The organism is Streptomyces sp. BBFR25 (genome assembly GCF_044590125.1).
GTDB classification, from domain to species: Bacteria; Actinomycetota; Actinomycetes; order Streptomycetales; family Streptomycetaceae; genus Streptomyces; species Streptomyces canus_D.
On the sequence record NZ_CP172447.1, the window covers coordinates 1,700,054 to 1,724,217 of the forward strand.

Annotated in this window: 24 protein-coding genes and 1 riboswitch; of the genes, 8 read left to right on the forward strand and 16 right to left on the reverse strand. The window is 71.9% G+C overall.

The window, feature by feature from the left end; translation table 11 throughout:
• Positions 1 to 7 precede the first annotated feature (7 nt).
• Positions 8 to 448 carry an Lrp/AsnC family transcriptional regulator gene (locus tag ACGH52_RS07605; protein ID WP_019983923.1) on the reverse strand — a complete coding sequence of 147 codons (441 nt, stop codon included), beginning with the start codon at positions 446 to 448 and terminating at the stop codon, positions 8 to 10.
• A gap of 267 nt (positions 449 to 715) precedes the next feature.
• On the opposite strand from ACGH52_RS07605, the gene ACGH52_RS07610 reads away from it, so the two are divergent.
• Together ACGH52_RS07610 and ACGH52_RS07615 are read left to right on the forward strand one after the other, a co-directional pair.
• Positions 716 to 1,153: a hypothetical protein gene (locus tag ACGH52_RS07610; RefSeq protein WP_076973450.1), complete on the forward strand. Its 438-nt coding sequence runs from the start codon at positions 716 to 718 to the stop codon at positions 1,151 to 1,153.
• A 164-nt stretch (positions 1,154 to 1,317) separates the two neighbouring features.
• A complete protein-coding gene (locus ACGH52_RS07615) occupies positions 1,318 to 1,635 on the forward strand; it encodes a hypothetical protein (RefSeq protein ID WP_076973451.1) in 318 nt (105 codons plus the stop codon).
• Here ACGH52_RS07615 and ACGH52_RS07620 read toward each other — a convergent pair.
• Positions 1,598 to 2,773, reverse strand: coding sequence for an acyl-CoA dehydrogenase family protein (locus ACGH52_RS07620; protein ID WP_076973452.1), 1,176 nt, complete (start codon positions 2,771 to 2,773; stop codon positions 1,598 to 1,600). The genes ACGH52_RS07615 and ACGH52_RS07620 overlap by 38 nt on opposite strands.
• A 379-nt stretch (positions 2,774 to 3,152) precedes the next feature.
• Here ACGH52_RS07620 and ACGH52_RS07625 point away from each other — a divergent pair, with 379 nt between their 5' ends.
• Positions 3,153 to 4,406 (forward strand): glycoside hydrolase family 18 protein, encoded by a 1,254-nt coding sequence (locus ACGH52_RS07625; RefSeq protein WP_210976504.1) that lies wholly within the window; start codon positions 3,153 to 3,155, stop codon positions 4,404 to 4,406.
• An 89-nt stretch (positions 4,407 to 4,495) separates the two neighbouring features.
• Here the strand turns inward: ACGH52_RS07625 and ACGH52_RS07630 are convergent, their stop codons facing one another.
• The 3 genes from ACGH52_RS07630 to ACGH52_RS07640 all read right to left on the reverse strand — a co-directional run bounded on the left by ACGH52_RS07630 (position 4,496) and on the right by ACGH52_RS07640 (position 6,891).
• The gene (locus ACGH52_RS07630) at positions 4,496 to 5,158 is read right to left on the reverse strand and encodes a TetR/AcrR family transcriptional regulator (RefSeq protein WP_076973454.1); all 663 of its coding nucleotides are present in this window, start codon (positions 5,156 to 5,158) and stop codon (positions 4,496 to 4,498) included.
• 82 nt (positions 5,159 to 5,240) lie between these two features.
• Positions 5,241 to 5,381: an SCO1431 family membrane protein gene (locus tag ACGH52_RS07635; RefSeq protein ID WP_107487783.1), complete on the reverse strand. Its 141-nt coding sequence runs from the start codon at positions 5,379 to 5,381 to the stop codon at positions 5,241 to 5,243.
• Positions 5,382 to 5,499: 118 nt separating this feature from the next.
• Positions 5,500 to 6,891 carry a peptidase C39 family protein gene (locus ACGH52_RS07640; protein WP_399938308.1) on the reverse strand — a complete coding sequence of 464 codons (1,392 nt, stop codon included), beginning with the start codon at positions 6,889 to 6,891 and terminating at the stop codon, positions 5,500 to 5,502.
• Between the two features lie 183 nt (positions 6,892 to 7,074).
• Between ACGH52_RS07640 and ACGH52_RS07645 the strand changes: the two genes are divergently transcribed.
• The gene (locus ACGH52_RS07645; RefSeq protein ID WP_171987088.1) at positions 7,075 to 7,695 is read left to right on the forward strand and encodes a uridine kinase; all 621 of its coding nucleotides are present in this window, start codon (positions 7,075 to 7,077) and stop codon (positions 7,693 to 7,695) included.
• Between the two features lie 429 nt (positions 7,696 to 8,124).
• Positions 8,125 to 9,978, forward strand: a complete 1,854-nt coding sequence (locus ACGH52_RS07650) for an AAA family ATPase (RefSeq protein ID WP_076973458.1) — start codon at positions 8,125 to 8,127, stop codon at positions 9,976 to 9,978.
• Positions 9,979 to 10,234: 256 nt separating this feature from the next.
• Here ACGH52_RS07650 and ACGH52_RS07655 read toward each other — a convergent pair whose 3' ends face one another.
• The 9 genes from ACGH52_RS07655 to ACGH52_RS07695 all read right to left on the reverse strand — a co-directional run bounded on the left by ACGH52_RS07655 (position 10,235) and on the right by ACGH52_RS07695 (position 17,567).
• On the reverse strand, positions 10,235 to 11,272 hold the full coding sequence (locus tag ACGH52_RS07655) for a hemolysin family protein (protein ID WP_399938310.1): 1,038 nt from the start codon (positions 11,270 to 11,272) through the stop codon (positions 10,235 to 10,237).
• Positions 11,269 to 12,600, reverse strand: coding sequence for a hemolysin family protein (locus tag ACGH52_RS07660; protein WP_121703036.1), 1,332 nt, complete (start codon positions 12,598 to 12,600; stop codon positions 11,269 to 11,271). The genes ACGH52_RS07655 and ACGH52_RS07660 overlap by 4 nt, the downstream gene beginning before the upstream one ends.
• Before the next feature lie 203 nt (positions 12,601 to 12,803).
• Entirely contained in the window at positions 12,804 to 13,274 is a 471-nt protein-coding gene (locus ACGH52_RS07665; protein WP_076973461.1) for a PH domain-containing protein, read from the reverse strand.
• 41 nt (positions 13,275 to 13,315) lie between these two features.
• A complete protein-coding gene (gene hisG / locus ACGH52_RS07670) occupies positions 13,316 to 14,173 on the reverse strand; it encodes an ATP phosphoribosyltransferase (RefSeq protein WP_399938313.1) in 858 nt (285 codons plus the stop codon).
• A 50-nt stretch (positions 14,174 to 14,223) separates the two neighbouring features.
• Positions 14,224 to 14,496, reverse strand: a complete 273-nt coding sequence (locus tag ACGH52_RS07675) for a phosphoribosyl-ATP diphosphatase (protein WP_059299784.1) — start codon at positions 14,494 to 14,496, stop codon at positions 14,224 to 14,226.
• 34 nt (positions 14,497 to 14,530) lie between these two features.
• Positions 14,531 to 15,016, reverse strand: a complete 486-nt coding sequence (gene ribH, locus ACGH52_RS07680) for a 6,7-dimethyl-8-ribityllumazine synthase (RefSeq protein ID WP_399938315.1) — start codon at positions 15,014 to 15,016, stop codon at positions 14,531 to 14,533.
• A 21-nt stretch (positions 15,017 to 15,037) separates the two neighbouring features.
• On the reverse strand, positions 15,038 to 16,327 hold the full coding sequence (locus ACGH52_RS07685; protein ID WP_076973462.1) for a bifunctional 3,4-dihydroxy-2-butanone-4-phosphate synthase/GTP cyclohydrolase II: 1,290 nt from the start codon (positions 16,325 to 16,327) through the stop codon (positions 15,038 to 15,040).
• Positions 16,324 to 16,968, reverse strand: a complete 645-nt coding sequence (locus ACGH52_RS07690; RefSeq protein ID WP_210976501.1) for a nicotinamide mononucleotide transporter family protein — start codon at positions 16,966 to 16,968, stop codon at positions 16,324 to 16,326. The genes ACGH52_RS07685 and ACGH52_RS07690 overlap by 4 nt, the downstream gene beginning before the upstream one ends.
• On the reverse strand, positions 16,965 to 17,567 hold the full coding sequence (locus tag ACGH52_RS07695) for a riboflavin synthase (protein WP_399938317.1): 603 nt from the start codon (positions 17,565 to 17,567) through the stop codon (positions 16,965 to 16,967). Before ACGH52_RS07695 ends, ACGH52_RS07690 begins: the two co-directional genes overlap by 4 nt.
• 147 nt (positions 17,568 to 17,714) lie before the next feature.
• Positions 17,715 to 17,845: riboswitch (FMN riboswitch) on the reverse strand.
• A 215-nt stretch (positions 17,846 to 18,060) separates the two neighbouring features.
• Here ACGH52_RS07695 and ACGH52_RS07700 point away from each other — a divergent pair.
• Positions 18,061 to 20,436, forward strand: coding sequence for a chitinase C-terminal domain-containing protein (locus tag ACGH52_RS07700; RefSeq protein WP_399938319.1), 2,376 nt, complete (start codon positions 18,061 to 18,063; stop codon positions 20,434 to 20,436).
• Between the two features lie 221 nt (positions 20,437 to 20,657).
• Positions 20,658 to 21,092 (forward strand): hypothetical protein, encoded by a 435-nt coding sequence (locus tag ACGH52_RS07705; RefSeq protein WP_238696872.1) that lies wholly within the window; start codon positions 20,658 to 20,660, stop codon positions 21,090 to 21,092.
• On the opposite strand, the gene ACGH52_RS07710 is transcribed toward ACGH52_RS07705, so the two are convergent.
• Positions 21,089 to 22,288 carry an ROK family transcriptional regulator gene (locus tag ACGH52_RS07710; protein ID WP_210976499.1) on the reverse strand — a complete coding sequence of 400 codons (1,200 nt, stop codon included), beginning with the start codon at positions 22,286 to 22,288 and terminating at the stop codon, positions 21,089 to 21,091. The genes ACGH52_RS07705 and ACGH52_RS07710 overlap by 4 nt on opposite strands.
• Positions 22,289 to 22,400: 112 nt before the next feature.
• On the opposite strand from ACGH52_RS07710, the gene ACGH52_RS07715 reads away from it, so the two are divergent.
• Positions 22,401 to 23,612, forward strand: a complete 1,212-nt coding sequence (locus tag ACGH52_RS07715) for an MFS transporter (protein WP_076973466.1) — start codon at positions 22,401 to 22,403, stop codon at positions 23,610 to 23,612.
• On the opposite strand, the gene ACGH52_RS07720 is transcribed toward ACGH52_RS07715, so the two are convergent.
• Positions 23,572 to 24,039, reverse strand: coding sequence for a thioesterase family protein (locus ACGH52_RS07720; protein ID WP_121703033.1), 468 nt, complete (start codon positions 24,037 to 24,039; stop codon positions 23,572 to 23,574). The two genes, ACGH52_RS07715 and ACGH52_RS07720, sit on opposite strands and share 41 nt — an antisense overlap.
• Positions 24,040 to 24,164: the final 125 nt, after the last annotated feature.

Genomic DNA, 24,164 nt, shown 5'->3' on the forward strand with positions numbered 1-24,164 from the left:
GGCGCCGTCAGATCCGCGGCGGCCGGGACTCGTAGGGGGTCGAGAGGACCACGGTGGTACGGGTCGACACGCCCGCCAGCGAGCGGACCCGGGCGAGCAGTTCCTCAAGCTCGTGCGGGGTGGCCACGCGGACCTTGAGGATGTAGTTCTCGTCGCCCGCGACGCTGTGGCAGGCCTCGATCTCGGGGACCCCGGCGAGGCGGTCCGCGATGTCGTCGGGGGCGCTGGGGTCGAACGGTTTCACCGAGATGAACGCGGTCATCGGCAGCCCGACGGCCTCCGGGTCGACGACCGCGGCGTAACCGCGGATGACGCCACGCTGTTCCAGCCGCCGCACCCGCTGGTGCACGGCCGACGTGGACAGGCCCGTGGCCTTGCCCAGGTCGGTGTAGCTCATCCGCCCGTCCTTGACGAGCAGCTGCACGATCTGTCGGTCCAGCTCCTCCATGGCGCAAGAACCTACAGTGCGGTTGATCTCCTCGGATACCTGAGCTGTCCGGGTCATGTCCCGTTCGTGATGTGACGGGGTGTCGGACGACGGCCGGGCGGGGACAAACCCGCCGCACGGGGCATCTGCGAGCGGCATGTGACGAACACCACACTGGTTGAACGTTCTCCGTGATGCTCTCGTGATTACCCCGGAGGGGGGACGGGAAGTGCTTGCTGTGGTCGAGGCCGCAGTGCCGTCACGACCCAGCCCGAGGGGGAGAATCCCATGCAGAGTCTTAAGCGCCCTGGTCGTACCGCGCCCAAGCGGCAGCAGCCGGTCGTCGAGCCCGTATCGGAGGGCGTCGAACCCGACGCCTACGACGACGAGGACTTCGACGCCTACGACACCTTCGAGATGTACCGGGTGCTGTGCCCGGACTGCGCGCAGCCCATCGCCCTGCTGGCGGACGAGGAGACGCTGCCGGAGCACGCGCTGTGCGCCTCGCCGTGGAACCCGTTCGGGCTCACGGTCTGCGCCGGCACCGGCCGCCGGGCCACCGAGGCCCGCCCCGCCGACGAGTCGTTCCAGCCCCACGAGCAGGACACCGCCCTGCTGTTGACGCTCCCCCGGGGCCTCGACTGGCGGACCCAGCCCTTCTCCCACGTCGGCGGCCCGGGCTCACGCCCGATGCGGGTGCCGACGATGCGGCACGAAGCAGCCTGAGGAGCCCGGGCACCCGGCTCACGGGGCTCGCCCACCTCTGCCGTCACCCCGCCCGCGCCACGGCTCGCAGCATGCCGTGGTGCGGGTCGGTGGTGGACGCGCACGAACTCACTCTCGATTGCGTCCGCCGGTGACCCGTCCGCACTTCGCCGCGTTGCCCGGGTATGACCCCCACGTACTCGTCGACCGGGAGTCGGCGCCGCGTGTTCGTACCGGTGTCCGCGGGACCGGTTCCCCCGGCCCCGCAGATCCCCGACCCGCCGATCTACCGCGAGCTGATGCGGACCTGGGCCGACGGCGGCCGCACCCTGCCGGGGCGCCACGACCCGGAGTGGGTCAGGCTCGCGGAACCCCCGCGCGGACTCGGGGACTTCTTCGCCACCGGTGACTCCTTCACCACCGGCGACTTCCGCGTCAGCGGCGACTTCGCCGTCGCCGCCGACTTCACCGCTCCTCGGGACCCGCGAGGTGACGGGCGATGACCATCCGCTGGATCTGGTTGGTGCCCTCGACGATCTGCAGCACCTTGGCCTCGCGCATGTACCGCTCGGCCGGGAAGTCGGCGGTGTAGCCGTACCCGCCGAGGATCTGCACGGCGTCGACGGTGACCCGCATCGCCGTGTCGGTGCAGTGCAGCTTGGCCATGGCGGCCTGCTTGGCGAACGGCGCTCCGGCGTCGCGCAGGCGTGCCGCCGTCAGGTACAGGGAGCGGCCGGCCTCGATCTGCGTCGCCATGTCGGCGAGCATGAAGCGCAGCCCCTGGAAGTCGGCGATCGGCTTGCCGAACTGCCGCCGCTCGGCCGCGTAGGACACCGCCGCGTCCAGCGCCGCCTGGGCCACGCCGATCGCGCAGGCGGCGATGCCGAGCCGGCCGGAGTCGAGCGCGGACAGGGCGATCGCGAAGCCCTGCCCCTCGTCGCCGAGGCGGCGGGCGTCGGGGACCCGCACGCCGTCTAGGTGGATCTGCGCGGTGGGCGAGCCCTTCAGCCCCATCTTCTTCTCCGGCACCGCGGCGCTCAGCCCCTCGGCGTCACCGGGCACCAGGAAGGCGGTGATGCCGCGCGGCCCGTCCTCTCCGGTACGGGCCATGACCGTGTAGAAGTCGGCGATGCCGCCGTGCGTGATCCACGCCTTGGTGCCGGTGATCACCCAGTCTCCGCCGCTCTCGCGCACGGCCTTGGTGCGCAGCGAGGCGGCGTCGGAGCCGGAGGCCGGTTCGGAGAGGCAGTAGGCGCCGAGCAGGCCGCCGCCGAGCATCGCGGGCAGGTACTCGGCCTGCTGCCTCTTGGTGCCGTGGGCGGCCAGCGCGTAGGAGGCGAGCGTGTGCACGCTGACGCCGAGGCCGACGGTGAGCCGGGCCGCGGCCAGCTCCTCGAGGACCTGGAGGTAGACCTCGTACGGCTGCTCGCCGCCGCCGAACTCGGCGTCGTAGGGCAGTCCGAGCAGGCCGGAGTCGGACAGGAGGGTGAAGACCTCGCGCGGGAAGCGTCCGGCGTCCTCCTCCTCGGCCGCGCTCGGGGCGATCTCACGCTGCGCGATGTCGCGGACGAGCGAGATCAGGTCCCGTGCCTCGTCCGTGGGCAGTTGCCGGTCCACCGGCTGCGGGGCGCGGTCGGGCATGGCGACGCTCTCCTCCCTGTCGGGCACATCGGCGGACGTGCGCCTTGGGTGGAGGCGGCTCCGCCGGGTCGTTCGGGCCTGGCCGATGCTCGCACTTCCGGGTCGCGGAAGCGGCTGACCAGCGGCTGTGCGCTGTGAGTATGCCCGATCGGAGGCACGGAGTCACCAGTTAACGACCGCTTACTCAAAGAATTCGGAGAATGGGCCCGGCCGGGTCCCGGAAGCCGGGATTCCCACTCTGATTCCCGCTCCGGAACCCAAGAATGGTCCGAACCATTGACCACACTGGTCTAGTCCTCCTACGGTGACGGATCGAACGCCTCACCGCGTTCATGCCAATCGGCGCGCGTTTCCCTCTTCCCCCACGAGGAGACACCCGATGCACGTCCCGCACCTCCCCCGCGTCCGCCCCATCCGGACGCTGTTCTCCGCCCTGTGCACCGTCGCCCTCGGCGCCGGGCTGCTGGCCGGTGCCGGCCCGGCCACGGCCACCGCCGCGCAGACCGAGGCACCCGCCGCGCAGGCCGCGGCCGGGTCCAAGGTCGTCGGCTACTTCACCGAATGGGGCGTCTACGACCGCGGCTACCACGTCAAGAACATCGAGTCGTCGGGCTCCGCCGACGAACTCACCCACATCAACTACTCGTTCGGCAACGTCACCGGCGGCAAGTGCGCCATGGGCGACGCCTACGCGGCGACCGACCGGGCCTACACCGCCGCCGACTCCGTGGACGGCGTCGCGGACACCTGGGACCAGCCGCTGCGCGGCAACTTCAACCAGCTGCTCAAGCTGAAGCAGAAGCACCCCGACCTGAAGATCCTCTGGTCGTTCGGCGGCTGGACCTGGTCCGGCGGTTTCGCGCAGGCCGCGCAGAACCCGGAGGCGTTCGCCCAGTCCTGCTACGACCTGGTCGAGAACTCCAAGTGGGCCGACGTCTTCGACGGCATCGACATCGACTGGGAGTACCCGAACGCCTGCGGCCTGAGCTGCGACACCAGCGGCCGGGACGCCTTCCCGAAGCTGATGAGCGCCCTGCGCGCCAAGTTCGGCCAGGACTACCTGGTCACCGCGGCGATCACGGCCGACGCCACGGCCGGCGGCAAGATCGACGCGGCGGACTACGCGGGCGCCGCGCAGTACGTCGACTGGTACAACCCGATGACGTACGACTTCTTCGGCGCCTGGGACGCCACCGGGCCGACCGCTCCGCACTCGCCGCTGACCTCCTACCCGGGCATCCCGAAGGAGGACTTCCACACCTCGGCGACGATCGCGAAGCTCAAGGGGCTCGGCATCCCGTCCTCGAAGCTCCTGCTCGGACTCGGCTTCTACGGCCGCGGCTGGACCGGTGTCACCCAGGCGGAACCGGGCGGCACCGCGACCGGACCGGCGAAGGGCACGTACGAGAACGGCATCGAGGACTACAAGGTGCTGAAGACCAGTTGCCCGGCGACCGGCACCGTGGGCGGCACCGCCTACGCCAAGTGCGGCAGCGACTGGTGGAGTTACGACACTCCGCAGACCATCGCGACCAAGATGGCGTACAAGAACGAGCAGGGTCTCGGCGGCACCTTCTTCTGGGAGCTGAGCGGGGACACCGCCAACGGCGAGCTGATCAAGGCGATCGACTGAACCACCCGGCGCGCACGGGGGGCGAAGGGGCGGAGACCGGCTCGGGTCTCCGCCCCTTCGTCAAGCTTCATCGAGCTTCACAGGCGCCGTCAGGCGTCGTCCCGGCGGGCCGGGGCGGGGGCCGGGTAGGCGGGGTCCAGCTCCTCGATCGCGCGCAGCGTGCCGCCGAGCGACTTCACCAGCAGCTCGCCCATGCGCTCGCGGGGCAGTTCCGGGCGGCCGATCCAGTCCAGGGTGGCGCCTTCGACGCCGCACACCCAGGCGAGCAGGCCCATGCGGGCCAGCGGCCCGATGTCCGAGCGCCCGTACGCCCCTTCGGCGATGGTGCCGACGATCGCCTCGCGCACCCCGTCCCGGATGGCATGCACCTCGGCGTCGAAGCCGACTCCGCCGCTGACGATGGTGCGGTAGGCGGCCTGGTGGTGCTCGGCGTAGCGCAGGTAGCCGTCGATGGTGCGGTGGACGCGGTCCACCTGCGGCAGTTCGGTGCCCCGCGCGGCGGTGGTGACGAGGTCGGCGACGGAGTCCTGGATGATCGCCAGGTAGTAGCCCCGCTTGGACTGGAAGTAGTAGTAGATCAGCCCTTTGGCGACATGCGCCTGGCGGGCGATGTCGTCCATCGAGAGCGCGTCGTACGACGTGTCGGCGAACAACTTCCGCCCGATGGCGATGAGTTCGGCGCGGCGCGCCAGCGAACGCTCGGTGCCGCGCGCCCGGGGACGGACGTCGGCACCTTGTTGACTGATATTCAATTTCGACCCTGGTCTCCTACGGGCGGCAGGACCTCCGCAGTATGGCAGGTCGGGTCGTGGAGCAGGTCACACCCGGGTCACGTCACAGCAGGCCCAGCTGGACCACGAGCATCGCGACCACCACGACGAGCGTCCAGCCCATGACGTGTTCCAGGATCTTCGGGCCGTCGTCCTTGGGTCCGCCGGTGCGGACACGGGTGGTGGCTGCGGTGTGTGCGGTCATGGCGTCTCGCTGCTCTCGGGTTCGGCTTGGGCGGATCCCCCCGCTCACGGTGTCCACCTTGCCACCGTGAGCGGCTTTTGCGGCCGAGAGCTTGGTCACAGCGGAGCGGTGCGGTCGCTCAGCGCACGCCCACCGCCGCGAGGGCCTTGCGCTGCCGCGGGCTGGGGTGGGCCGGGAAGTACAGGTAGCAGACGCCGCCGGTGCCGGAGACGACCTTGCCACTGGCGTTGTACCGCTTCGTCCGCAGCCAGATGTTCTCCCACTCGCGCCGCCGGTAGACGCGGCGCACGGCCTCGTTGTCGTCCGAGGCCGGGTCGTTGGCGATCACGTCGCCGTCGGCGGTGAAGCCGACCACGGTCATCAGGTGGCCCGAGGTGCCGTAGCCCGCCCCGGTCAGCTCCTCCTCCAGGAACGACTGGGACGTTATGGCCGGGATGCCCGCCGCGATCAGCGTCTCCAGGTCGGCGAGGGAGCCGAGACGGGTGACCACGCCCTGGAGGCCCTCGAACGTGGCGGCGTAGGCGGCGTTGAAGGGCCAGTTGCCGCATCCGGCGTACTGGTAGTCGTACGTGTACCGGGCGGCGTGGCAGACCTGCGGGTCGGCGTAGGAGGGGTCGACCCAGGCGAGCTGCTCCTCGGTGAGGCGCCCGCCCCAGTACTCGATGATCATCTGCGAGGAGGTGGGGCTGCACCAGGCCTCGCCGCCGTTGTCGTACTCGGGGTACTGGCCCTTGTGGATCTCCTGCGAGTAGCGCGGGACGCGCAGCTCCCCGGCGTGGCGCGGGGTGGAGGCCGGCACGGTGAAGCGGTCGGGGACGTCGGAGCCCATCGCGCCGAGCCGCCAGACGGTGGGCGTGGTGCGCGTGCCGGGGCGGCGGTGGAGGGTGAGCCGGAGCCGGTAGGAGACCAGGCGCAGACCGGTGGAGGCGTCGTCGACGGAGAAGGTGTCGGTCCAGATGCTGCTCTTGCCGTCACCCTGGTCGTCGACCGAGGTCCGCCGGATGTCCCGCTCGCCGTCGCCCGCCGCCCAGCGGCCCATGACGTACCAGGGCGTGTCCGTGCCGTCGGAGTAGGTGCCCTTCAGTTCGACCTGGACCCAGGTACCGGTCGGCGTGTGCGCGTTCCAGGAGGCGATGACCTCCGTCGCGGGCACGGTGAGCCGGTGGACCGGGGAGGTCCAGGTCGCGTACTCCCAGGCGGCGGTGGTGCCGGTGTGCGGGTCGGTGTAGTCGGTGGTGCCGGCCGGGGCGCCGATCACGACGCCGGGGCGGGCGCCCGCGACGGGACGGGCCCCGCGCACGGTCCCGCGCCGCCAGTCGCCGTACGTGGTCCAGGCGTGGTAGTCCACCGGCCGGGCGCCGGCCCGGTCCGGGTCCGCGCCGCCACCGGCGTCGGGGCCGGCGCCGGGCGCGGGCTGGGCCACGGCCGGGATCGCGCCGCCCGCCACGGCGGCCGCGGCGACGGCCGCGGCCAGGAGGGCTCTGCGGGACGGCTGTTCGACTCTGCTCATGGGCGGGAGACCCCCAGGTGTCCGGGTCGGGCGGGTCCGTCGTTGCACGGTCGTGCGCCAACTATGGCCGCAGCCGCCCGCTCCTGCCAGCACTTCCACGCACGCCACGCCACCAATATTGGTGTCGACCACTGGCTAGAGTGCGGGTGAACCCGTCCGCCCCTCCCGCCCCCAGGACCCGTCATCCTCGACCTAGCAGCCCGGCTCCGCCGGCTTCCCCCCTCCTGCGGCCCCGTGCGTCTGATCGGTGTCGACGGGCACGCCGGGTCCGGGAAGTCCACCTTCGCCGGGCGCCTGGCGGCCGAGCTGGGCGGTGCGCCGGTGCTGCACCTCGACGACATCGCCAGTCACGACGAGCTGTTCGACTGGACCGCACGCCTGCTCGACCAGGTGATCGAGCCCTTGCGGCGCGGCGACACGGCCCGATACGCCCCCTACGACTGGCGGGCCCGGCGCTTCGGCGCCCCGCAGCCGCTGCCGCCCGCGCCCGTGATCCTGGTCGAGGGCGTCGGCGCCGGTCGCGCGGCATTGCGGCCCCACCTGGCGGGGCTGCTCTGGATGGACCTGCCGCGGGAGCGGGCGTGGGCCCGCGGACGGGCGCGCGACGGAGCGGAACAGCGGTCGTTCTGGGACGGGTGGATCCCGGCCGAGCGCCGGCACTTCGCCGAAGACCCCTCGCGCCCCTTCGCGCACCTTCTGGTACGACAGTGCGAACAGGGATACGAGGTGCTGCCGGGGCCCGCGGGAACCGCCTCCGGAGCCCACTTCCTCACGCAGGGTGACGGACCTTCCGCAATGTGTTGAACTCGTGAAGATCGCGCACCGGCGACCCGCCGACGTGCCCCAACTTCGCTTGACCCGGGGGCCGTACAGGTCTTACGTTCTGAATGTGCGGTAGTTCGAAGCCGCCGACAGACGCGAAGCCCCCGGTTGTTCCCCCGTGATCGGGGGCTTCGTTCTGCCCTGAGCCCGTTTTCCGGCTGCTCCGCGACGCCGCACGCTCACCCACAGTCACCTTCCGACCGTGCGGCCCACCCGCTCCCACCTCGTGGAACGACCCCTCCCGCACCCTTCGGAGGAAAGACCGCCGCGGGTACGATGCCCTCGGTGCGACCTACGGGAGATTGCCGCACGCACCTGCAACTCCGGTCCGCGGTACAGCCGTTGACCGAGGCGGCCGACGAGCGACGGCTCGGCGGCATACCGACGGGGGCACGGTAGGTGGGGGACGTGATGGACTTCGGCACGCAGGGCCCACAGGCCCCGGCCGAACTCGCCTGGCTGCGCGGCGTGGACGCCTACACCATGGGGGCCTACCCGCAGGCGGAGGAGGAGTTCCGGACCGCGGTGCGCATCGATCCCACGATGGCCGACGGCTGGCTGGGACTGCACGCGCTGCGCGTGGACACCACGAACGCGCTCCTGCGAATGTTCCGCAACCGCGACCGCTTCGGCGAACAGCGGGCCCGCCATCGTCGGACGCTCAACTCCTGGTACTGGCTGGGCTGGTGGGTACAGCCGGTGCTGGAGAACCCGCGCGACCTGCTGCTGGCGCACGCCTCGCACTGGCTGGACGGCCGGCACGTCCCGGAGCTGGACCGGGCCCTGGCCGGGCTGCCTCCGGTGGACTCCGACCCCCAGGTCCGCTTCCTGCACGCGTGCCGCGCCTACCTCGTCAAGGACTGGGAGCAGCTCGTCCGGCACACCGACCCCTTGCTCGGCGACCCCTTACTGGGCATCGAGGCCGGCCTGTTCAGCGGCATGGCCCGGGTCCGCCTGGAGATGTACGGGCAGGCCGAGCCGCTGCTTTCGGCGGCCCTGATGCGGTGCCGCAGCGAGCAGCCGCAGCGCAAGGAGCTGCGCTACTGGCTGGCGCGGGCCCACGAGGGCACCGGGCGCAGCGCCGCCGCGCTCCCGCTGTACCGGGCGGTGCACCGCGTCGACCCCGCGTTCATGGACACCTCGGCCCGGCTGGCCGCGATCGCCGAGGGCGACGGTTACGACGACGCGGCCGACTTCGCGGGACTCGCGCAGGCGGGAGCGGGGTCGGACGGCCTGGAGGGGCTCGACCCCCTCTTCGGCACCGAGGAGCGCGACGTCAAGCTCTCCGTGTCCGAGTCCCCGCTGTCCGCCCCGCTGCCCCCGCTCGGTGGGCCGTCGGTGCGCGAGAAGGCGGGCGGACCCGATCCGTCCCTGCCCAGCGGGCCCACCGATCCCGCCCTGCTGGAGGAGGCGCTCGCCGAGCTGGAGCGGATGGTGGGCCTCGAACCGGTGAAGCGGCAGGTCAAGGCGCTGTCCGCGCAGCTGAACATGGCGCGGTTGCGGGCCGGGCAGGGGCTGCCCGTGCAGCCGCCCAAACGTCACTTCGTCTTCTCCGGCCCCTCCGGCACCGGCAAGACCACCGTGGCCCGCATCCTGGGCCGGGTCTTCTACGCCCTCGGACTGCTCGGCGGCGACCACCTGGTGGAGGCGCAGCGGGCCGATCTGGTCGGCGAGTACCTGGGCCAGACCGCCGTGAAGGCGAACGAGCTGATCGACTCCGCGCTCGGCGGTGTCCTCTTCGTCGACGAGGCGTACTCCCTGTCCAACTCCGGTTACGGCAAGGGCGACGCGTACGGCGACGAGGCGCTCCAGGTGCTGCTGAAGCGGGCCGAGGACAACCGGGACCACCTGGTGGTGATCCTGGCCGGCTATCCGGAGGGCATGGACCGGCTGCTGAGCGCCAACCCGGGGCTGTCCTCCCGCTTCACCACCCGGGTCGACTTCCCGTCGTACCGGCCGCTGGAGCTGACCTCGATCGGTGAGGTGCTCGCGGCGGAGAACGGGGACGGGTGGGACGAGGAGGCGCTGGACGAGCTGCGGTCGATCGCCGGGCACGTGGTGGACCAGGGGTGGATCGACGAGTTGGGCAACGGGCGGTTCCTGCGGACGCTGTACGAGAAGAGCTGTGCGTACCGGGATCTGCGGTTGTCCGTGTACCCCGGGGTGCTGACCCGGGACGACCTGGCGACGTTGCGGCTGCCGGATCTGATGCAGGCGTACGGAGAGGTGCTGTCGGGGCGGGGGCCGGGGGAACCTGCCCCGTAGCCCCCGGCCCCAACGGCTGCCCGCGGCTGGGGCTAGGGGGTGTCGTTTGGATCAGGCCGGCTCCGGTTGACGGCGCCTTGTTGCCGACCCGAGCGGGGGCGATGGGGGTCCCTCCCGCGCGAGCGAAGCCGAGCGTGGGGGAGCGTGCAGCTGCAAGGCGGAGGAGGGCGACAGGGCGGAGCCCTGGCAACCGACGACAACGCCGCAGATGTGCGTGCCAGACCCCGCGACCCCGGCAAGATCCAAACGACACCCCCTAGGTGGCCAGAGTCACCTCCCGGTGGGCCGGGTCCCGCACCTCGCCGACCAGGAGTTCCAGTACGTCCTCCAGCGCGACCAGGCCGAGCACCCTCCCGGACGCGTCCGTGACCTGGGCCAGGTGGGTCGCCGCGCGGCGCATCACCGTGAGGGCGTCGTCCAGGGGGAGTTCGGGGCGCAGCGTGGTCATCGGGCGCCACAGGTGCTGCGGGACGGCGCGGTCGGACTCCTCCAGGTCGAGGACGTCCTTGACGTGCAGGTAGCCCATGAAGGCACCCTGGTCCACCGCGATCGGGAAGCGCGAGTACCCGGTGCGGGCGGTGAGCGCGACGATCTCCCCGGGCGTGACCGAGGGGCTGACCGTCACCAGGGACTCGCGCCCGAGGAGGACGTCCGTAACCGGGCGGGAGCCCAGTTCCAGGGCGTCCTCCAGGCGTTCCTGCTCCTCCGGGTCGAGGAGCCCCGCCTGGCCGGCGTCCTCCACCAGGCGGTTGAGCTGCTCGCTGGTGAAGACGGCCTCGACCTCGTCCTTGGGCTCGACGTGGAAGAGCCGCAGGATGCCCTGGGCGCAGGCGCCGAGCGCCACGGTGATGGGCCTGCACAGGCGGGCGAAGGCGACGAGGCCGGGGCTGAGCCACAGCGCGGCCTTCTCGGGAGCGGCCATCGCGAGGTTCTTCGGGACCATCTCGCCGATGACGAGGTGGCAGAAGACCACGGCGGCCAGCGCGATGACGTAGCCGAGCGGGTGGATCACGCCGTGCGGCAGGTGGATCCATTCGAAGACCGGCTCCAGCAGGTGGGCGACGGTCGGTTCGGCGACGGCGCCGAGGGTCAGCGAGCAGACGGTGATGCCGAACTGGGCGGCGGCCATCATCTGCGGCAGCCGTTCCAGGCCGTACAGCACCTGTCGGGCGCGGGCGGTGCCGAGGGGTTCGATCTGGCTGCGGCGCACGGAGACGAGGGCGAACTCGGCGCCGACGAAGAAGCCGTTGGCGAGCACGAGCAGCGCGGCGAAGAGGAGTTGCAGGACGCTCATCGGACCGCCTCCAGCGCGGAGACCGCGGCGGTGCGCACCAGTCGTATCCGCTCGGCGCGGTAGTGGCCGACCTGGCGGACGGAGAGCCGCCAGCCGGGCAGTTCCGCGCGGTCGCCGACGGCCGGGATGCGGCCGAGCAGGTCGGCGACGAGTCCGGCCACCGTCTCGTACGGTCCCTCGGGCGCCTGGAGGCCGACGCGTCGCAGGACGTCGACGCGGCAGCTGCCGTCGACGTCCCAGGCGGGGCGTCCGTCCTCGGGCGGGGCGGGGGCGAGTTCGGGCGCGTCGAGGCCGTCGTGCTCGTCGCGGACCTCGCCGACGATCTCCTCGACGATGTCCTCCAGGGTGACGACGCCTGCCGTGCCGCCGTACTCGTCGACCACGACCGCGATGGGCTGCTCGCTGCGCAGGCGGGTCAGCAGCGGCCGTACCGGCAGGGTCTCGGGCACCAGCAGCGCGGGGCGGGCGATCCGGCCTGCCGGGGTGCGCAGCCGGTCGTGCACGGGGACCGCGAGGGCGTCCTTGAGGTGGACCATGCCGACGATCTCGTCGATCTTCTCCCGGTAGACGGGGAAGCGGGACAGACCGGTGGCGCGGGTCAGATTGACGACGTCCTCGGCGGTGGCCGTGGAGTGCAGGGCGCTGACCTTCACACGGGGGGTCATGACGTGCTGGGCGGTCAGTTCGCCGAGGGAGAGGGTCCGTACGAAGAGGTCGGCGGTGTCTTGTTCCAGGGCGCCGGCCCGGGCCGAGTGCCGGGCCAGGGAGACCAGTTCGCCGGGGGTGCGGGCGGAGGCCAGTTCCTCGGCGGGTTCGATGCCCAGGGCGCGGACCAGGCGGTTGGCCACGGTGTTGAGCGCGGCGATCACCGGGTGGAAGAGCCGGGCGAAGGCGTGCTGGGGCCCGGCGACGAAGCGGGCGACCTGGAGCGGCTTCGACACCGCCCAGTTCTTGGGCACCAGCTCGCCGATCACCATCTGCACGGCGGAGGCCAGCAGCATGCCGACGACGACCGACACGCCGGACACGGCGCCGTCGGGGACGCCGATCGCCGTGAACGGGCCGTCGAGCAGCCGGGCGAGCGCCGGTTCGGCGAGCATGCCGACGACGAGGGAGGTGATGGTGATCCCGAGCTGGGTGCCGGAGAGCTGGAAGGACAGCTCCTTGAGGGACTCGACGACCCGGTGGGCGCGCCGGTCGCCTGCCGCGGCGGCCTGTTCGGCGTCGGGCCGCTCCACGGTCACCAGGCCGAACTCGGCCGCGACGAAGAAGCCGTTGGCGAGGATCAGCAGGAACGCGGCTGCCAGGAGCAGCAGGGGGGTGGTCATGATGCCGCCGCCTGTGGGGTGTCACAACAAGGGGCGGCGCAGGTACTGCAGGACGGTCCGTCCATCGCCGGAGGGAGTCACTCCTCGGGTAGCAGGAACCCCGCGCACCGGGCGGAGCGACGGGGCGAGGACGCGACGGGCCGCGTCCTCGTTCCCAGATTAATCACGAAAAGGGTGCCCGCGGCAGGGTCGGCGGCGCCGCGTCAGTCACGCGGAGCCTCGGGGAGGGCACCGGACCGGGCCTCCACGAGGTCGCGCAGGGCGCGCGCGTCGGCGAGGGCGCGCTGCCTGGCGATGCCCGGCTGGATGCCGAGCGCGGGCAGGCTGGTGCCGTCGCTGAGGTCGAGGAAGACCCAGGGGTCGCCCTGCCGGAGGTTGACGCGGAGGATCTCGGGCCAGGCGAGGTGGCGCCTGGCGGTCAGATTGACCACGGTCACGCCCGTCTCGTCGGCGACGACCCGGGGCCTGGCCAGCAGGAGCAGCACGGCGGCCAGGACGAGGGCCGTGAACACGAAGCTGAGGCGCTCACCGGGGCCGAGGCCGTGCAGCACCATCCCGACCGCCGTGATGGTCGCGAAGGCGAGCACCGCGAGGACGATCAGGACGGCACGGGTGCGGCCCGGACGGAAGGTGACGGGCAGGGCCGGCAGGTCGTCCGGCGTGGTGTCGGGCATGGTGTGGCTCCGGTCGTGCTCCTGGTACGGCGGGCGGCGGGTCAGAGCCGGCAGGCGTGGATGGCCGTGGTCAGGATGGCCCGGGCGCCGATCTCGTAGAGGTCGTCCATGATCCGCTGGGCCTCCTTGGCCGGGACCATCGCGCGGACGGCGACCCAGCCCTCGTTGTGCAGCGGGGACACGGTGGGCGACTCCAGGCCGGGGGTGAGGGCGACGGCCTTCTCCAGCTGCTCCACCCGGCAGTCGTAGTCCATCATCACGTACGTCCGGGCCACCAGGACGCCCTGGAGACGGCGCAGGAACTGCTGGACCTTGGGCTCGCTGGTGGCGTCGGGCTCCGCCTTCGAGCGGCGGATGACGACGGCCTCGGACTTCATGATGGGCTCGCCGAAGACCTCCAGGCCCGCGTTGCGCAGGGAGGTGCCGGTCTCGACGACGTCCGCGATGACCTCGGCGACGCCCAGCTCGATGGCGGTCTCGACGGCACCGTCCAGGTGGACGACGGAGGCGTCGACGCCCTGCTCGGCGAGGTGGGCGGCGACGATGCCCTCGTAGGAGGTGGCGACAGTGCGGCCCTTGAGGTCCGTGACGCCGTTCGCGGTGCCCGGCTTGCCGGCGAAGCGGAAGGTGGAGCGGGCGAAGCCGAGCGGGAGGATCTCCTCGGCGTCGGCGCCGGAGTCGATCAGCAGGTCGCGGCCGGTGATGCCGATGTCGAGCTTGCCGGAGGAGACGTAGATCGCGATGTCGCGGGGGCGGAGGTAGAAGAACTCGACCTCGTTGGTCGGGTCGACGATCCGCAGTTCCTTGGCCTCGCGGCGCTGCTGGTAGCCGGCCTCATGCAGCATCTCCCCCGCGGGGCCTGACAGGGAACCCTTGTTGGGGACGGCGATGCGCAGCATGAGGTCGGCTTCCTTTGCGTGAAGGGGTGGGAGAAGGGCAGTGCTGTGACTTACAGGTGGGCGTAGACGTCGTCCAGGGAGATGCCGCGGGCGACCATCATCACCTGGACGTGGTACAGCAGCTGGGAGATCTCCTCCGCGGCGGCGTCCTTGCCCTCGTACTCGGCGGCCATCCAGACCTCGGCGGCCTCCTCGACGACCTTCTTGCCGATGGCATGGACGCCCTTGTCCACCAGTTCGGCGGTGCGGGAGGTGGCGGGGTCGCCGCTGGCGGCCTTGTGCTGGAGCTCGGTGAACAGCTCCTCGAAAGTCTTCTTGGACATGGTGCCGCCCACTTTACGCGTAGTGCCGGCCGGGCTAGCGCCACGGTTCGGATACGGAGCGGAGCGTGGCCGCCGTGGCGACGGCCGCGGTCACCGCCTCGTGTCCCTTGTCCTCGCTGGAGCCCTCGATACCGGCCCGGTCCAGGGCCTGCTCCTCGGTGTCGCAGGTGAGGACGCCGAAGCCGACGGGGACGCCGGTCTCCACGGACACCTGGACCAGGCCCTGGGTGACGCCCTGGCAGACGTAGTCGAAGTGGGGGGTTCCGCCGCGGATGACGACGCCGAGGGCGACGACCGCGTCGTAGCCGCGGCCCGCGAGGACCTTGGCGACCACCGGCAGCTCGAAGCTGCCGGGGACCCTGAGCAGGGTCGGCTCGTCGATCCCCAGCTCGTGCAGGGCGCGCAGGGCGCCGTCCACCAGTCCGTCCATCACCTTGTCGTGCCACTGCGACGCGATCACGGCGACCCTGAGGTCCCCGACGTTGCGTACGGACAGTTCCGGTGCACCCTTGCCGCTCACGTGTCTCCTCGTCGTGCTTGCTTACTGGTTGCCGCAGGTGGACACGGGGGTCGTGTCCAGCCAGGGCAGGTCGTGTCCCATCCGGTCCCGCTTGGTGCGCAGGTAGCGGAGGTTGTGCTCGCCGGCCTGGACGGGCATGGGCTCGCGGCCGCCGACCGTGATGCCGTGCCGTTCCAGGGCCTCGCTCTTGTCCGGGTTGTTGGTCATCAGGCGCACGGCGCGTACCCCGAGGTCCCGGAGGATCTGGGCTCCGGCGCCGTAGTCGCGGGCGTCGGCGGGCAGGCCGAGTTCCAGGTTGGCGTCGAGGGTGTCCCGGCCGCGCTCCTGGAGTTCGTAGGCGCGCAGCTTGGACATCAGGCCGATGCCGCGTCCCTCGTGGCCGCGCAGGTAGACGACGACTCCCCGGCCCTCGGCCTGGATGCGGTCCAGGGAGGCGTCGAGCTGGGGGCCGCAGTCGCAGCGCAGGGAGCCGAAGACGTCGCCGGTGAGGCACTCGGAGTGGACGCGGACCAGGACGTCCTGGCCGTCGCCGAGGTCGCCGTGCACGAGGGCGATGTGCTCGACGCCGTCGACCGTGGAGCGGTAGCCGTACGCCGTGAACTCGCCGTGCCGGGTGGGCAGGTGGACCTCGGCCTCGCGGCGGACGGTGGGTTCCTCGCTGCGCCGGTAGGCGATGAGGTCCTCGATGGAGATGATCGTCAGGCCGTGCTTGCGGGCGAACGGGATCAGCTCGGGCAGCCGCAGCATGCGCCCGTCCTCACCGGCGATCTCCACGATGGCACCGGCCGGGCGCAGTCCGGCGAGGCGGGCGAGGTCGACGGCGGCCTCGGTGTGCCCGTTGCGGACGAGGACGCCGCCGGGGCGGGCGCGCAGCGGGAAGACGTGCCCGGGGCGGACCAGGTCGGTGGGTTCGGCGGTGCCGCTCGCCAGGAGCTGGAGGGTGGTGGCGCGGTCGGCGGCGGAGATGCCGGTGCTGACGCCGTGGGCGGCGGTGGCGTCCACGGAGACGGTGAAGGCGGTCTTCATCGACTCGGTGTTGTCGTCGACCATCTGCGGGAGCCGGAGCCGGTCCAGTTCCTCGCCCTCCATGGGCGCGCAGATCAAGCCGCGGCACTCGGTCATCATGAAGGCGACGATCTCCTCGGTCGCCTTCTCGGCGGCGATGACGAGGTCGCCCTCGTTCTCCCGGTTCTCGTCGTCGACGACCACGACCGGGCGACCGGCGGCGATGTCCGCGACGGCCTGCTCGACCGGGTCGAGGGAGAGGTCGTCGATGCCGTCGGGGCTGTAGAGGATGGGTGCCGTGGTCATGCGGGCGCTCCTTCCGGGAGGGGGCGGGCCGCGTTGCGCGAGCGCAGCCACCAGTCGCGCAGGCCCCACAGGACGAGCGCGCCGTAGAGGACGTAGACGAAGCCGGAGAACGCGAAGCCGTTGGCGAAGTTCAGCGGGACGCCGACGAGGTCGACCAGCAGCCAGGCGAACCAGAACTCGACCATGCCGCGGGCCTGGGCGTACATGGCGACGACGGTGCCGACGAAGATGTACGCGTCGGGCCAGGGGTCCCAGGAGAGGGTGGGGTAGGCGGTGAACAGGGCGCCCACCGCGAGGGTGCCGACGGCGGCCGCGGCGACCAGCGCGCCGCGCTCGCGCCAGGTGGCGAACCGTACGGCGACGGAGCCGTCCTGGGTCTGCTGCCGGCCGCGGTTCCACTGCCAGAAGCCCCAGACTGCGACGACCATGACGACGATCTGCTTGCCGGCGCTGCCCGAGAGGTGGGCGGTGGCGAAGGCCGCGAAGAGGACGAGTCCGGAGACGAACTGCACGGGCCAGGTCCAGATCGAGCGCCGCCAGCCGAGGGCGAGGCCGAGCAGACCGATCACGTTGCCGATCATGTCGGACCACTTGATGTGCTGGTCGAAGAGCGTGAACGCCTCGGAGTTGAGCCAGTTCACCGGGTGCTCCCCTGCGTGCCGAGCAGCCGCTCGACGTACTTCGCGATGACGTCGACCTCGAGGTTGACCGGGTCGCCGGGCTGCTTGTGGCCCAGCGTGGTCAGGGCGAGGGTGGTGGGGATGAGGCTGACGGTGAAGAAGTCGGGGCCCGCGTCGACGACGGTGAGGCTGATGCCGTCGACGGTGACGGAGCCCTTCTCCACGACGTAGCGGGCGAGGTCGGCGGGCAGCGAGATCTTGACGATCTCCCAGTGCTCGGAGGGCTTGCGCTCCAGGATCTCGCCGGTGCCGTCGACGTGTCCCTGCACGATGTGGCCGCCGAGCCGGGCGCCGACGGCGGTCGGGCGCTCCAGGTTGACGCGGGAGCCGACGGCGAGGGCGCCGAGGCTGGAGCGGTTCAGGGTCTCGGCCATCACGTCGGCGGTGAACTCGTCGCCCTCGTGGTCGACGACCGTGAGGCAGACGCCGTTGACGGCGATGGAGTCGCCGTGCCGGGCACCTTCGGTGACCACGGGGCCGCGCAGGCGGAAGCGACAGGCGTCGCCGAGGGTCTCGACAGCGGTGATCTCGCCCAGCTCTTCGACGATTCCGGTGAACACTTCCCGGGTCCTCCTGCCTCTTCGGGCACGGACTCCGGGGCTGTCGGAACGACAGAGTCACGAACGAGGACACCGGAGCGACGCCGGACGGGACGCACCCGTGACGGGCACGCCCAGAAATCGGCGGCGCGCACATGTGCTCGCCCGCCGCGCACTGCCTCCCATCCGGACTTTAACCGTCGGTCCAGGAATTTCACCTGGTCAACCGGTCGCTGGAGGCGACCGGGTCGCGGACTGTAACCGCCGGTTCGGACTTTCACCGACCCCGGAGTGCGCTGCTTCTGGTACACGACCAGTGTGCCACGACTGATCCCCGTCCACGCGAACGGAATGTGTGGAGTGGCTCACAGAACGCTCGCCCAGGCCTCTGGGCCTGGTCACGACCGCCCCAACTGGTCGGTCAACCGACGGTGTCGAGATTGGTCCATACCTATTGACGCACTGGTCTAGTCCTCTCTAGGGTCTGCGCAACTTCCGTGGAGAGGAACCGACTGTGCCTTCCCCGTCACGCTCCAGATCCCGCCACAGAGCGGGGCCCGCCCTGTTCGCGGCCGTCGCCGCCGTCGCCGGCCTGCTGTTCGCCGGGCTCCCGGCGACCGCCTCGCAGGCCGCCGACCAGGAGTCCTGCCGCCCCGACGGCCTCTACGAGACCCCCGGTGCCGACGTCCCCCACTGCTCGATCTACGACGCCGAGGGCCGGGAGAAGATGGGCGCCGACCACCCGCGCCGGGTGATCGGGTACTTCACCGGCTGGCGCACGGGCAAGGACGGCAAGCCGGCGTACCTGGCCTCGGACATCCCGTGGGACAAGGTCACCCACATCAACTACGCCTTCGCGCACGTCGACGGCGGCAACCGGCTCTCCGTGGGCTCGGACGGCGAGAAGAACGCGGCGACCGGCATGACCTGGCCCGGGGTCGCGGGCGCCGAGATGGACCCGGCCCTCCCCTACAAGGGCCACTTCAACCTGCTCAACAAGTTCAAGAAGCAGCACCCGGACGTCAAGACGATGATCTCGGTGGGCGGCTGGGCCGAGACGGGCGGCTACTTCGCGGACGACGGCTCGCGCGTGGACTCGGGCGGCTTCTACTCGATGGCCACCCACGCCGACGGCTCCGTCAACCAGGCCGGCATCGACACCTTCGCCGACTCGGCGGTCGACTTCGTCCGGAAGTACGGCTTCAACGGCGTCGACATCGACTACGAGTACCCGACCACGATGAAGGACGCGGGCAACCCGCTCGACTGGTCCTTCGCCAACGGCCGCCGGGCCGGTCTGGTCAAGGGCTACGCGGCGCTGATGAAGACGCTGCGCGAGAAGCTCGACCGCGCGGGCGCCGCGGACGGCAGGCACTACCTCCTCTCCGTCGCCGCGCCGTCCTCCGGGTACCTGCTGCGCGGCATGGAGACCTTCCAGGTCCAGAAGTACCTGGACTACGTCAACATCATGTCGTACGACCTGCACGGCGCCTGGAACGAGTACGTCGGCCCGAACGCCTCCCTCTTCGACGACGGCAAGGACGCCGAGCTGGCCGCCGCGGGCGTCTACGGCAGTGCCCAGTACGGCGGCATCGGCTACCTCAACACCGACTGGGCGTACCACTACTTCCGCGGCTCGATGCCGGCCGGCCGCATCAACATCGGCCTGCCGTACTACACCCGCGGCCACAAGAACGTGCAGGGCGGGACCGACGGGCTGTGGGGCAAGGCGTCCGCCGCCTCCTGTCCGGCGGGCTCGGGCCTGACCAAGTGCGGTGACGGCGCCGTCGGCATCGACAACCTCTGGCACGACCTCGACACCAACGGCAAGGAGTCCCCGGCGGGCTCCAACCCGATGTGGCACGCCAAGAACCTGGAGAAGGGCATCGTCGGCGACTACGTCACCGACTACGGCTTCCCGGCGGACACGAAGCTGACCGGCACGTACGCCCGCAAGTACGACTCGACGCTGGTCGCCCCCTGGCTGTGGAACGCCGAGAAGAAGGTCTTCCTCTCCACCGAGGACGAGCAGTCGGTCGGGGCCAAGGCCGACTACGTGGTGGACCGCGGCATCGGCGGCACGATGATCTGGGAGCTGGCCGGCGACTACGGCTGGGACGCCGCCAAGGGCCAGTACGAGACGGGCGACACCCTCACCTCGCTGATGTACGACAGGTTCAAGTCGGCCGCGCCGTACGGCGCGAGGAAGTCGAACGCGGACCTGCCCGCTCAGGCCGTGGACGTGGACGTGGAGTTCACGGACTTCAAGCTGGGCGACTCCAACTACCCGATCACGCCCAGGCTGCGGATCACGAACCGCACGAAGACCGCGCTGCCGGGCGGGACCGAGTTCCGGTTCGACTACGCGACCTCGGCCCCCGGGAACGCCTCCGACCAGTCCGGTTTCGGCACCAAGGTCGTCAGCAGCGACCACACGGGCGGCAACGTGGGCGGTCTGAAGGGTGACTTCCACCGGGTGGCGCTGAAGCTCCCGGCGTGGCAGTCGCTGGCGCCGGGCGCGACCGTCGACCTGTCGTTCAACTACTACCTGCCCGTGTCGACGCCGTCGAACTGGACGGTGACGATCGGCGGCAAGGCGTACGCCCTTACCGGCGATCTCGCCCGGGGCACGACCGTGGTGGACCCGGGGGCGCAGACGCCGACCCCCACGCCGACGCCGACGGGCACCCAGTCGCCGGGGCCGAGCCCCAGCCCGACGGACGGCACCGGGCCGTGCGCCGCCCCGGCCTGGGACGCGGCCGCGTCGTACGGCGGCGGAATCAGCGTGTCCCATCGGGGGCACACGTGGAAGTCCAAGTGGTGGACGAAGGGCGAGGAGCCCGGAACCACCGGCGAATGGGGTGTCTGGCAGGACCTCGGCGCCTGCTGACCCCACCCGAACGGGCCCGGCGGCGGTGACGAAGGCCCTTGCCCGCCGCCGGGTCACCCCACCGCACCCTGCCGCACTCCGGCGGGGTGCGGTGCCGTGGGAGCCGCGCGACGGTGGTGAACGCGCCGCTCGACGGGTAGGACTTACCGCGCGGTCGGGACGGGCGCGTTCGAGGAGTACCCGGCGGGGCGGTTCGGCGGCGGAGAGGGCGGGCGGCGCGGATGAGCAGACGGACGTGGCTGCGGACGGGGCTCGGACTGCTCGCGGGCGGCCAGGTGGTGCTGGGGCTGTGGATCCTGCTGCTGCCCGAGCAGTTCTGGAAATGGCCGTGGGTGTCGCACCTGCCGCCGTACAACGAGCATCTGCTCCAGGACTTCGGCGGGGCGAGCCTCGCGCTGGCCGTGGTGCTCTGCGCGGCGGTGGCGACGATGGAACGCCGCCTGGTGCTGACGGCCCTGGTGGCCTACCTGGTCTCCTCCGTCGCCCATCTCCTGTTCCACGCCCGGCACCTTGAGCCCCTCTCGGCGGCGAGCGCCGCGGGCTTCCTGGCCCTGCTGGGAACGGCGGTACTGCTCCCGGCGGTACTGGTGTGGCTGGCGGCGGCCCCGTCGGCATTCCCCGAGCCGGAACCCCCGGCCCCGAGCGCCGCGGGCTAGCGGTCCGGCGGGGCGAAGAGGTCGTCCTGGGCGCGGTCGCGGGCGGTGAGCAGGGCGCCGCGCAGTACCGCGCCGCCGCCCAGGGTGCTGGGCCGTACCTCCGTGGCCAGCGGGGACATCCGGGTGAGGCGGTGCTGGACGCGGTCGGCGAGGGTGGCGGCGCCGGCCTGGCCGATCTCACCGGCGAGGACCAGGCAGCCTGGGTCGAGGACCGAGACGACGGCGGCGGCGCCGAGGACGACGCGGTCGGCGAGCGCGTCGAGGAACCGCTCGGCGGCCGGGTCGTCACCGGACGCCGAGCCGCGTACCGCCTTGCGGACCAGCGCGGCGGCGTGCGGCTCGGGCCCGTCGGGCCGTGCCGTCACGCCGTGCTCCGCCGCGAGGGCGGTCACCGCCGCCGACCCCGCCACGGAGTGGAAGCCGCCGTCGCAGTCGGTGGCGGAGGGCAGGCCCGCGGTGCCCGGCACCGGCATGAAGCCGATCTCGCCCGCGCCTCCGGAGACACCCCGGCGCAGGGTGCCGTCGAGGACGACGGCGGCGCCGATGCCGAGGCCGAGCCAGAGCAGGACGAAGGTGTCGCGGTCCCGGGCCGCGCCGTCGCGCTGTTCGGCCAGGGCGGCGAGGTTGGTCTCGTTCTCCACGCCGACCCGCGCCTCGGGGAACTTCTCCTGGAGGGCGGCCATCAGCCGACGGTGCCACTCGGGCAGCCCGCTGGAGTCCCGGAGTTCGCCGCCGACCGGGTCGATCAGGCCGGGCGCGCCGATGCCGACGGTGTGCAGCCGGTCGGCGCCGGCCTCCTTGACCGCGCGCTCGACCAGGCCCACCGCCCGCTCCACCGCGGGACCGGTGCCGGAGTGGTCGTCGATCGGCACGGAGCCCTCGGCGAGGACCCGGCCGAGCAGGTCGGAGACGAGCACGGCGACGCCCCCGGTGCGTACGTCGAGGGCGGCGAGGTACGCGCGCCCGGCGACGATCCCGTACAGCTTGGCGTTGGGGCCGCGGCGCTGCTCGCCCGACTCCCCCGCCACCTCGATCAGTCCGGAGACGGTGAGGCGTTCGACGAGGTCGGCGACGGTGGGCCGGGACAGGCCGGTCAGCTGTTTCAACTGCCCTGCCGTCAACGGTCCTTCCCGCTGGAGGAGGTGCAGGGCGAGCCGGTCGTTGATGGCCCGGGCGGTGCTCGGGGATGCGGGCATGCCGGGATCCTTCCAGATCTGCGGCGCGGGACCCACGCCGGTAACCCGCTATCTATCAGGCAGGGTCCCTGATAGTTTACGCCGCGGACTGAAGGACACGGAGGGGTGGACCATGAGCACAGCGACCTACGGGCGGCGCGAGGTGAAGCACGCCCGGTACGCCGTGGCGGCCGTGTTCGCCGTGCACGGCTCCGTCACCGGCTCCTTCGCGACCCGCGTGCCGTGGATCCAGGACCACGCCGACGTGAGCGCGGGCCAGTTGGGGCTGGCGCTGGCCTTCCCGGCGCTCGGCGCGTCCCTCGCCATGCCGCTGGCCGGGAGCGTCAGCCACCGCTTCGGCGCCCGTACCGCCCTGCGCGGTCTGCTGGCCCTGTGGACGCTGGCGCTGGTCCTGCCCTCCCTCGCCCCGAACCTGCTCACCCTCTGCCTCGCGCTGTTCGTCTACGGCGCCACGGCGGGCATGTCGGACGTGGCGATGAACGCCCTGGGCGTCGAGATCGAGAACCGTCTCGACAAGTCGATCATGTCCGGACTGCACGGCATGTGGAGCGCGGGCGCGCTGATCGGTTCGGCGGCGGGCACGCTCGCCGCCCACCTGGGCACGGACGCCCGGACGCACCACCTCCTGGCCGCCGCGGTGCTGACCGTGGCGGGCCTGGTCGCCTGCACCTGGGTGCTGGACCTCCAGCCCGCCGAGGACGAGGACCCGCCGCCGCGCTTCGCACTGCCGCCCAGGTCGGCGCTGCTGATCGGCGCGGTCGGGTTCTGCGCGGTGTTCGCGGAGGGCGCGAGCCTGGACTGGTCCGCGGTCTATCTGCGGGACGAGTTGGAGACCTCGGCCGGTCTGGCGGCGGCCTGCACGACGGGCTTCACGCTGACGATGGCGCTGGCGCGGTTGGCCGGTGACAAGGTGGTGGACCGGTTCGGCGCGGTGCGCACCGTCCGGGTGAGCGGTGTGCTGGCCGCTCTCGGCGGTCTGCTCGTCGTGGTCGCCGGCCATCCGGCGGTGGCGATGACCGGCTTCGCGCTGATGGGCCTCGGCATCGCCGTGGTCGTCCCGCTGTGCTTCGCCGCGGCCGGCCGGGCGGGCTCCAATCCGAGCCTGGCCATCGCGGGCGTCGCCACCATCACGTACACCTCCGGTCTGGTCGCGCCGAGCGCGATCGGCGGTCTGGCCCAGGCGACCAGTCTGGTGGTGTCGTTCGGTCTGGTGACCCTGCTGGCCTGCTGCCTGGTGGTGTTCGCGCGGGTGCTGCGGGCCGGGGACCGCAACCGCCCGAAGATCAGTCCGCCGGTCGCAGAAGTGCCCGACCGGCAGTCCTGAACGCCTCGCTCCACGGCGCCGGGCGCAGCGTCCGGGAGTCCAGCCGGACCAGCACCCGGGTGCCGCGGGCGTAGGTGGTGGCGCCGTCCGCCGAGCAGAACCGGAAGCCGTAGGTCAGCCCGGTGGTGCCGAGCCGGTCCAGCCAGAGGTGGACACCGTACGTGCCCGGCCGGGTGACCGGCGCCTCGTAGCCGATCGCCAGTTCCCTGACCGCGTTGCAGGCGTCGCCGGCCGCCGCCCAGTTGCCCTCGAACCGGACGCCCCACCCGGCCCACAGCTCCGTCCAGGCCCGCTCGACCATCACCGGGTAGCGGGCGTTGTGCAGCAGCCCGAGCGCGTCCAGGTCGTCGAAGTGGACGGTGACGGGGACGAGCCGCCCGTACGGCACGGCGGGCGGGACGGGGGCGGCGGGCGCTTCGGCGGTCACGGCGGACTCCTGGGTGGTGCGTGCGGGTACGCGCGGCGTCGGCGTACGGGGGAACCGCCACCATCCTAAGCGGACGCTCAGGACACCCCGCGGGGAAGGGTGCAGGTCAACCGCACGGCCGGGCA